Source organism: Streptomyces sp. NPDC059679, from assembly GCF_042734105.1.
Lineage (GTDB): Bacteria > Actinomycetota > Actinomycetes > Streptomycetales > Streptomycetaceae > Streptomyces.
Map to the genome: position 1 here is coordinate 1 of NZ_JBHWES010000170.1, position 3,631 is coordinate 3,631.

The 3,631-nt window shown below is 68.0% G+C and carries 2 protein-coding genes; both read left to right on the forward strand.

Going from position 1 to position 3,631, the window contains the following annotated elements; all coding sequences use genetic code 11:
- Positions 1-2,082: KR domain-containing protein (locus ACFV2X_RS55370; protein WP_385631883.1), on the forward strand; the 2,082-nt coding region annotated here is incomplete at its 5' end.
- Positions 2,079-3,631: type I polyketide synthase (locus ACFV2X_RS55375; protein WP_385631886.1), on the forward strand; the 1,553-nt coding region annotated here is incomplete at its 3' end. The genes ACFV2X_RS55370 and ACFV2X_RS55375, both read left to right, overlap by 4 nt.

The window sequence follows — 3,631 nt, forward strand, 5'->3', positions numbered from 1 at the left end:
ACCACCCACCAAAAACCCCAACGCATCCCCCTCCCCACCTACCCCTTCCAACACCAACACCACTGGCTCCCCCACCCCACCAAAACCACCACAGCGACCACGGCAACCGCAGCAGCCAAGGACATCGCGGAACGCCGCAGTGATCTCGCGGACTGGTTCCACGTCCCGTCCTGGCAGCGCGTCGCACTGCCCGTCGCGCTGCCCGACGCCTCCCGCCAGTGGCTGGTGTTCGCCGACGGCCCAGGTGTCGGCGCCACGGTCTCGGCGCGGTTGGGGGACGCGGGCGCCCGGGTGACCATGGTGTACGCGGGTGACTCCTGGGCCGCCCCGGAGTCGAGGCCATGGACCATCGACGCCCGCGAAGGTGGCGACTACGGCCGTCTGCTCTCCGCTCTGCGAGAACGGTACGGCGCCGTACCCACATGCCTCGTCCATGCCTGGAGCGTCACCTCGGACGACGAGGACGCCGCTCACAGCGAAGAGGACACCCGACGGCTCGGCTTCGAGAGCCTGATACATCTGGCGCAGGCGCTCAGCCGCGAGGAATCCGTCGGGTCCGTCCGGCTGTGGGTCCTCAGTAACGGGCTGCACAACGTCACGGGCGACGAGCGGCTTTCCCCGACGAAGGCCACGCTGCTCGGACCGAGCCGCGTACTGCCACGCGAAATGCCGGGCCTCAGCTGCCGCGCTGTCGACCTCGACTACGCCGGGCCCCCCGCACCGCACCAACTCGACCGGCTCATAGGCGAACTGGCCGCCGAGCCCGGCCAGGACACCGAAGTGGTCGCCCACCGGGGAATCCACCGCTGGACCCAGCACCATCTGCCCCAGCGGTTTCCCAACCCGGCACGGCCGGCGGAGGCGCTGCGCCCCGGGGGTGTCTATCTCATCACGGGTGGCACCGGCGGCCTGGGCCTGGCCGTGGCCGGACAGCTGGCCACCGCCGGAGCACGCCTCGCGCTGACCGCCCGTACGCCATTGCCCCCTGCCGAGGAGTGGGACGACTGGCTGGCCGCCCGCCCCACGGACACGCGCACCGCCGATGCGGTCCGCCGACTGGTGCGGTTGCGCGACAACGGGGCCGAACTGCTCGTCGTGCAGGCCGATGCCGGTGATCCCAAAACAATGCGGGCCGCCGTGGAGCAGGTCCGCGGCAAATGGGGCACCATCCACGGTGTCTTCCATACCGCCGGGCTGGCCGGCGGCGGGCTGATCCAGCTCAAGGATCTGCGGGTCGCGGCCGAAGTCCTCCATCCCAAGGTGCGCGGGACTCTGGTCCTCGAGGAGGCGCTGTCCGGGTTGGACCTGGACTTCCTGGTGCTGTTCGGCTCGAACGCCGCGAATATCGGCAGCGTCGGCCAGGTCGACTACTGCGCCGCGAACTGCTTCCTCGACGCCTTCGCGCAGGACCGTGGCAGACACCGCCGCGTGCTGACCATCGACTGGGGCCCATGGCGTGGCGTAGGCATGGCGGCCGACCAGGAGACCGCGAACGCGCTCGATCCATCCGGGAGCGCGGCAGACCGCGGCATGTCGGAGGAGGAGGGCTTACGCGCTCTGGACACGGTTCTCACGGGCGCGGCCACTCCGCAGATCATCGTCTCTCCCGTCGACCTCTCCCAACTGCTCGCCCAGGCCCCCAGGCTGGAGCACGGCGGAGGCAGCCCGATCCGAGAGGGCGCCAACGGCACCACTCCGACAGGCCCCGCGACGGCTCTCCCGGATATGTCCGGGGACCTCACAAGAAACCGCAGTGACGCCGCGCGGGAAATCTGCGGCATCTGGGGTGAGCTCCTGGGAGTCGAACAGGCCGGAGCTCACGACAACTTCTTTGAACTCGGCGGAAATTCCCTGATCGCGATTCAACTGATCAGCGTCATCAACAGCAGGCTGTCGGTAAAGCTCACGCTGGCGGATCTCTACGAGGCTCTGACGGTAGCCGGTCTGATGGATCTCCTTGAGATATCCCATCAGCAACATACGGACAGCGCGGACACCGAAGGGCTCAAGGAACGCAGAAAGAAAATGCAGCGGCGACGTCAGCAGCAGGAGCGGCGGCGTACAGCGAGGGGGAACGGATGAGTGACGCGACCGAGACCTCCGCCGACGATCCGCAGGACGGAGTTGCGATCGTCGGAATGGCCGGGCGGTTTCCCGGGGCGCGGAATCTGACGGAGTTCTGGGCGAATCTGCGGGACGGCGTGGAGTCGATCGTGCCGTTGAGCGACGAGGAACTGATCTCGGCCGGGGTCGCACCGCACGTGTTCAACCGGCCCGAGTATGTGAGAGCCGCACCGCGATTCGAGGGCATGGACCTGTTCGACGCGGAGTTCTTCGGCTACTCCGCGCACGAGGCGCGCGTCATGGACCCGCAGCACCGGCTGTTCCTGGAGACCGTGTGGGAGGCGCTGGAGCACGCAGGGTACGACGCGGCGCGCTACGACGGCAGCATCGGTGTGTACGCGGGGGCGGGTACGAGTTCGTACCTCGGCAACATCTTCAGCAATCTCGACGAGGGCGAGCGACTGCGCGGGGAGAACTACGGCATCGGATTCGAGCTGTCGTTCCTGGTCAGCAGGGTCTCGTACAAGCTGGATCTCAAGGGTCCCAGCATCCCCGTCCATACGGCCTGTTCGACCTCGCTCGTCGCCGTACACACCGCGTGCCAGGGTCTGCTCAACTACGAATGCGATATGGCGCTGTCCGGAGCGGCGTCCTACAAGGTGCCCCAGAACACGGGCTATCTCCACCAGGAGGGGTCGTTCCTCTCACCCGACGGTCATGTGCGGCCGTTCGACGCCGACGCCCGTGGGACCGTCTTCGGAAACGGGGTCGGGGTGGTGGTGCTCAAGCGGCTGGAGGACGCGCTGGCCGACGGCGACACCGTCCATGCCGTGATCAGGGGGTCGGCGGTCAACAACGACGGCGCCGTGAAGGCGAGCTTTACGGCTCCCGGTGTCGCGGGGCAGGCTCAAGTGATTACGGAGGCCCTGGCCGCGGCGGACCTCGACCCGGAGTCGATCGACTACGTCGAGGCCCACGGGACCGGCACATTGATCGGTGACTCGATCGAGGTGCAGGCATTGTCCCGGGTGTTCGGGAACAACCCGCCCGCATCGTGCGCCCTGGGCTCCATCAAGGGCAACATCGGCCACCTCGACGCCGCGGCCGGGATCGCGGGCCTCATCAAGACCGTCCTGGCCCTCACACACGAAACCATTCCCCCCACCGTCAACCACCACCAGCCCAACCCCGATATCGACCTCGGTCACACGCCCTTCCGCATCAACAACCAACCCACGTACTGGAGACACACCCCCACCCACATCCGCCGAGCGGGCATCAGCGCTTTCGGCTTCGGCGGCACCAACGCCCACCTCATCCTCGAAGAACCACCCACACCACCCAACCGCTCCACCGAAACCACCGCCGACACGGACACCGAACGCCTCCTTGTTCTGTCCGCCCGCACCCCTCAAGCCCTCGACGCCGCCACCGACCGCCTCGCCCACCACCTCCGCGCCCACCAGCCCGATCTGGCCCGCACCGCCCACACCCTCGCCCAAGGGCGCCATACCTTCCCGCACCGCCGCATCGTCCACGGCACCACCCCCGACCACATCGCCACCGC